Source organism: Clostridium sp. (assembly GCF_036569345.1).
Lineage (GTDB): Bacteria > Bacillota > Clostridia > Clostridiales > Clostridiaceae > Clostridium_AD.
The window spans coordinates 61,372-67,648 of record NZ_DATCQT010000067.1; the positions used below are offsets into that span (position 1 = coordinate 61,372).

At 27.7% G+C, this 6,277-nt stretch carries 6 protein-coding genes and 1 riboswitch; of the genes, 2 read left to right on the forward strand and 4 right to left on the reverse strand.

The features are described 5' to 3' along the window. Nucleotides 1-69: 69 nt before the first annotated feature. A complete protein-coding gene (locus VIM70_RS06930) occupies nucleotides 70-333 on the forward strand; it encodes an HPr family phosphocarrier protein (RefSeq protein WP_331945012.1) in 264 nt (87 codons plus the stop codon). A 322-nt stretch (nucleotides 334-655) separates the two neighbouring features. Here VIM70_RS06930 and VIM70_RS06935 read toward each other — a convergent pair whose 3' ends face one another. The 4 genes from VIM70_RS06935 to VIM70_RS06950 form a co-directional block, all read right to left on the reverse strand. Then, nucleotides 656-1,351, reverse strand: a complete 696-nt coding sequence (locus VIM70_RS06935) for an EAL and HDOD domain-containing protein (RefSeq protein ID WP_331945013.1) — start codon at nucleotides 1,349-1,351, stop codon at nucleotides 656-658. A 162-nt stretch (nucleotides 1,352-1,513) separates the two neighbouring features. Then, nucleotides 1,514-2,434, reverse strand: a complete 921-nt coding sequence (locus tag VIM70_RS06940) for a metal ABC transporter substrate-binding protein (RefSeq protein ID WP_331945014.1) — start codon at nucleotides 2,432-2,434, stop codon at nucleotides 1,514-1,516. Between the two features lie 201 nt (nucleotides 2,435-2,635). Further along, the gene (locus tag VIM70_RS06945) at nucleotides 2,636-4,318 is read right to left on the reverse strand and encodes a ribonuclease J (RefSeq protein ID WP_331945015.1); all 1,683 of its coding nucleotides are present in this window, start codon (nucleotides 4,316-4,318) and stop codon (nucleotides 2,636-2,638) included. Nucleotides 4,319-4,933: 615 nt separating this feature from the next. Beyond that, nucleotides 4,934-5,185, reverse strand: a complete 252-nt coding sequence (locus tag VIM70_RS06950; protein ID WP_331945016.1) for a hypothetical protein — start codon at nucleotides 5,183-5,185, stop codon at nucleotides 4,934-4,936. A 386-nt stretch (nucleotides 5,186-5,571) separates the two neighbouring features. Continuing rightward, nucleotides 5,572-5,630, forward strand: a riboswitch (Fluoride riboswitch). A 79-nt stretch (nucleotides 5,631-5,709) separates the two neighbouring features. Between VIM70_RS06950 and crcB the strand changes: the two genes are divergently transcribed. Beyond that, the gene (crcB, locus tag VIM70_RS06955; protein WP_331945017.1) at nucleotides 5,710-6,141 is read left to right on the forward strand and encodes a fluoride efflux transporter CrcB; all 432 of its coding nucleotides are present in this window, start codon (nucleotides 5,710-5,712) and stop codon (nucleotides 6,139-6,141) included. Nucleotides 6,142-6,277: the final 136 nt, after the last annotated feature.

A 6,277-nucleotide genomic window follows, 5' to 3' on the forward strand; every position in this document is an offset into this window, starting at 1 on the left:
TTATTTTTAATAATATGGGAAAAATTATATGCAATAAACAAAATAGATAAATTTTAGGAGGCTATATTGATGGAAAAAACAGTTAAAATATTAAATGAACAAGGCCTACATGCTAGACCTGCTTCTATCTTCGTAAGAACAGCAAGTAAATTTAAATGTACTGTTAGCATTGAACATGGTAGTGGCGTTGCAAACGCAAAGTCTATAATAAACATAATGAGTTTAGGTTTGAAAAAAGATGAAGAAATTAAAATCATCACAGACGGAATCGACGAAAAAGAAGCTATGGAAGCTTTACTTGCCCTTGTAGAAAGTAAATTTGGTGAAGAATAAACGTTTGTATTTAAAATAAACGCAACTTAAAAAAATCTTATAAAAACGAAGTAACATACTTTCATGTTACTTCGTTTTTATAAGTTAATAACTGTTTTATATTCCCACACTTCTTTATATATTCTTATCTTTGTTTATAAACTTGAATATAACATAGCTTCATAATATGCCTTAGGTAAGCATTTTTCATCTAAATTAAGTTCTTTTGATATTTTTGACACCTTGCTCCATTGTCCCTTTTCATATTCTATAATTAAACTAAGTAACTTACTATAGCTGTTATTACAATTCCCATTTAAAGTATTCTTTACTTCTGTGGGTACTAATAAAGCTTTAATAGTTTAAAAGATAATGATAGATCTCTTTTTATTAAATCCTCTATTGACTCTAGTGTAAAAGTATTACTATTAATTTCTTGCAATAATTTTACATGTATTAATTTGTTTTCAGATATTCTTTTGTCTGAAATTATCAACGGCTTACTAAAATAATAACCTTGAAAATATGAATACCCCATTGAAACTGCTTCATTAAATTCTTCCATAGTTTCAACTTTTTCTGCAAGATACTTGATATTTTTAGAATTTACTAACTCCATTACTTTTTTTCTTTCATATCCTGTAGTTATTTTAAAATCTATTTTAATAATATCTGTTATCTCTAAAATTTTTCTGTATTTGCTAGAATAGACAAAATCATCTAGAGCAATAATATATCCCAATGCTTTTAACTTTTTACATAACTCTAATATTTCGTCAGTAGGTTCTACATCCTCTAATATCTCAACTATCACTGATTCTGGAGACAAAACTGTAAAAATATCCGATTTTAATATATTTTTAGTAAAATTAATGAAAGCTTTTTTACCTCCAGTAACTTTTTCTATTCCCATATTTATGAACACATTTTTTATAACTTCAATGGTTGCTTTATCTCCATCTTCACTTTGATATATATTTTTTTCACTATTCCTAAATAATAATTCATATCCAATTAATTTATTGAAATTTAAGTTCATAAAAATTAGAAAACCCCGAACTCAATTAAATTAAGTTGGGGTTTATCTCAGTTAAGAGTTAATTAAATTAAGATAAGTTAACTTAACTTAATTTAATTTAATTAAGTGTAAGGTTAAATTTAATTAATACTAAAATATTATTTATTATTAAAAGATTAATAATTATTTTAAACTGTTGTAAATAATTAATAAATTTTCTTTCATACTTTCTATATAAGTCTTATTATCTTCATTGCTTTCTATGGTGTATATTTTTTCCACACTAGCCCCTACTTCTTCTGCAAGAGTTTGAGATACCCTTGGACTTGCAAGTTCTTCCATGAATATAACTTTTATTTTATTCTTTTTAGATAATTCCACTATTTGTTTTAGTTTTTGAGGGGTAGGCTCACCTCCTGCAAATACATCTTCTACACTATTTTGTTTTAAGCCAAAATCTCTGCACAGATAGCCAAAAGCAGCATGACCTGTAACAAAATTCTTGTTTTTTACTCCTGCAAATTTCACTTTATATTCGTTGTAGAGTGTATCAAGTTTACTTGAGAAATCTTTATAATTTTTCTCATAATAACTTTGATTTTTCTTATCAGCCTTAACCAATGCATCTTTTATATTTTTAGTTTGAATTTTTGCTTCTCTTAAACTAAGCCATATATGTGGGTCATATTGCCCATTTTCATCCATAGCTTTGCCTTGATTCTTAATTGGAATTACGCCTTTTGACGAATCAACTACAATCAAGTTTTTATTATCAACAGCAGCTAACGTTTTATCTACCCATGTTTCCATTCCAAACCCTGAATAGATAAACAAGTTAGCATCACTTATGTTTTGCATATCTTTTATTTTTGGTTCAAAATCATGTGGCTCAACGCCTTCCGGCACAACCGTTTTTACTTCTATCTTATCTTTCCCAATCTCCTCTGCAAACTCCTTTAGTGGATTAAATGATACTACTACTTGTAATTTTGACTTATCACTTTTGTTATTACTTGTAGCTTTTTCACCAATTGTTGACTTTGAGCATCCAACTAATGTACCTATAACACATGCTAAAAAAATAATTTTAATAACTTTTTTCAATACTTTACACTCCTTTAATCCTTGTTGCAAATCACTTGCATTTACATTTATTTTATACTATATGATTATAACTTGTCAATCTTTTAATTATAACCTTTGATGATATAATCATACAAAAAAAGTATGTATTAATTTAATACATACTTTTTTTACCTATTCAATCATAAAGTGTAACCTTCAGTGATATAATATTAGTTTTTCTTAGATTTCCATTATTATTGGTATAATTATAGGTCTTCTCTTAGTTTTTATATATAAAAACTGACCTAATGCATTTCTTATACTGGATTTTATTACTGCCCATTCTTTAATTTTATTATTTAAACATTGCTCTAATTCTTTTCTCACAATGTCCCTAGCCTCATTAATAAGTTCATTGGATTCTTTCATATATACAAACCCTCTAGTTATTATATCTGGCCCTGCTACTATGCTGTAAGTTTCTCTTTCTATAGTAACTACTACAGTAAGAATACCCTCTTCTGCTAAGTGTTTTCTATCGCGAAGCACAATATTTCCTACATCTCCTACACCAAGTCCATCTACCATTATAGCCCCTGTTTGAACTCTTCCAGCTATTCTACATTCACTTGGAGATACTTCTAAAATCTGCCCTGTTTCTGCAATAAATATATTTTCAGGAGCCATTCCTAATTTTTCTGCAAGCAATGCATGTTGTTTAAGATGTCTATATTCACCATGAACTGGCATAAAATATTTAGGACGAACTAATGTATGCATTAATTTTAATTCCTCTTGGCACGCATGCCCAGAAACGTGAATTTCTTCTGTAGTATTGTATATTACATTAGCACCCTTTTTAAATAATTCATTTATAACATTATATATAAACTTTTCGTTTCCTGGGATTGGTGATGCAGATAAAATAATCAAGTCACCCTTTTGTATTTGAATACTTCTGTGAGTTGATGATGCCATTCTTGTTAATGCTGCTAGCGGTTCACCTTGGCTACCAGTAGTTACTATTGTCACCTTATCATCAGGATAATTATGAAGCTCTGCTACGGTAATTATAGCTTCAGGTGGTATATGCAAATATCCTAGGTTCATAGCTACTTCAGAGATTCTCTCCATACTTCTTCCACTAAAGGCTATTTTTCTTCCGTTTGTAACAGCAGCATTTGCAATTTGTTGTATTCTATGAATATTTGATGCAAAAGAAGCTACTATTATTCTTCCTTCTGCCTTATAAAATATTTTATTTAAAGTTTCTCCAATTACTTTCTCAGATATAGTAAATCCAGGTCGTTCTACATTAGTACTATCAGCCATTAACAGTAATACTCCTTGGCCACCTAATTTTGCAAATCGTTCTAAATCGATAACTTCTCCATCAATTGGAGTATAGTCTATCTTAAAATCACCTGTATGTATAATTCTACCAATTGGAGTATGTATACAAAGTGAGCAAGAATCCGCTATGCTATGACTAACTCTTATAAATTCTACACTGATTTTGTCTAACTTAACAATATCGCCAGCTTTAACCACATTTAGGGTGCAATCTGCCAGTATTCCATGTTCTTGCAACTTATTCTCTACAAGACCTAGCGTTAGACGTGTTCCATAAACTGGAAGATTAATTTGTTTTAAAACATAAGGTAATGCCCCTATATGATCTTCATGACCATGTGTTAGAAAAATTCCTTTTATCCTATCTTTATTCTCTAAAAGATAAGTTATATCAGGAATAACTAAATCTACTCCATACATATCTACATCTGGAAAAGAAATTCCACAATCTATAACAATAATTTCATCTTTATATTCAATTGCAGTAATATTTTTACCAATTTCTCCAAGTCCACCTATTGGTATAACTCTAATTTTGTTTTTACCTTTACTTTTATAATTATTATTCACTATTCCCCTGATTCCTAAATATTTGGCAATCTTTCCATCCAATATTTTCGTTCTGTCGACTAAACATAATGGCGCAATTACAAGACTTCACTACTTAGGTTAGTTTAGTTATATTAAAACTAATATCCACTTACTATTCCAAGTATTATTTTCCTATTAATTAACCATAAATCAGGGTTTTCACCTACCTTTTTTTTTATATTTTTTGTTACAATAACTCTTATAATTCATTATAAGCAATTATTTTAAAGAATTTCTCCTTTCTTCAGTATTTTTTATATACTTATATTTTAAAGTGCTGCTTCTTAAATAAACATCACTCTCTTTTTTCATATCTCACTAAAACTTTACTAATCACTCTCTATGCTTTAGATCATAATATTCTCAACTATTCATCACCCTGGGTGATATTATTATAACTAATTTCAGTATAAAGTCTTAATAATTTCCTAATAAATACATTAAGTAAGACCCCTTTTATTCTAATCAAATTTAATTATACCATATTATATTTGATTATATGCATTTATAATGCAAAAAAAAATAACTAGAGTATTTACTAGTTATTTTTTCAAATAATATTTATATTATTTAGTATTATATTAAGTTAGTTTTTTACTTATTTAAAATAATTTGCTTTTTGAATAAGCCACCTTGTTTAATATAATGTAGTATATATTCATTTTCGTAAACATTATGTATTTCTAATTTCCTAATACCTTTTGTTTTTAAGACTAATTTTACTTTATTAAATTCTTCAATTTCTGCTTTTTCAGTCAGCATTGTATAGACAAGTTTTTGAGAATACATAGCCCAAGTCTCAAGTAATTCATCAAGTGGTGAGTTTACATCTATATCTAAATTCATTTTTATTCCTCCTTGTATAATATGAATAATACTATTAGTACCCTTCTATTATATATAATTAATTATACATAATCAACTTACATTTCAATAACAATAATATATTGTATTTCATTTGTTATAATTTCATTTGTTTCAATATGTTTGTTTTATAAAGTGTTATAAATTATTGTAGTCATTTATAATTATTAACAACATTGCAGAAAATAAAACATTCACTATGATTTTTCATTTTATATTGTAACCTATATATCAAAACCGATTTTTTTATAATATTGAGTTTATAATAACTATATGGTAATATTATACCATATAGTTATATTTTAAATAGTATAATCTAGATTCTTATTATATACATAATTATTAAAAATTACAACATTCCATTATAAATAAAAATAGGTGATGTAGTTCACCATAATTGCTATATGCTAACGACTCCTACAAATACCTTTTATAGAGTTTTTGTAGGAGATTTTTATTTCCCGTCAAAAAATAGTTTTTACAATTTGAAGGAAGTGATAACTTTTATGCGAAAATACACTTTTATAGCTATAGGCGGAATGCTAGGTGCAATACTTAGATATATAATAAAAGGTATACACCTTTATCATTATAAAGAAGCTATACCAATAAATACTCTGTTAATTAATGTTTCTGGTAGTTTGTTTTTAGCACTTACACTAACCATTGCCTTTGAAGTTTTTGAGTTCGATTCTGATATAAGATTGGGAATCGCAACTGGATTTTTCGGAGCCTATACAACTTTTTCTACCCTTTGCAAAGAAACTGTAAATCTTATGAAACAAGGAGATTATTATTCTGCTATATCCTATGTAGGATTTTCAATAATGCTTGGGCTTGCCGCCGCTTACTTTGGAGTGGTACTCGCAAGGGAAGTAATTTCAAAATTTAAAAACAAACAAAGTACCACAGATAATGTGGACCCGGAAGATACATAGACCAGCTAATTAAAGTCAACTATAAATTTTAAAAAGTGCTTACTAATTTTAAGGCATAACAAAAAGACCATTTCGAAACACGAATGATGGTAAATTTAGTAATTAATTAAAATTTAATTAAGCTACCGACCTAGAA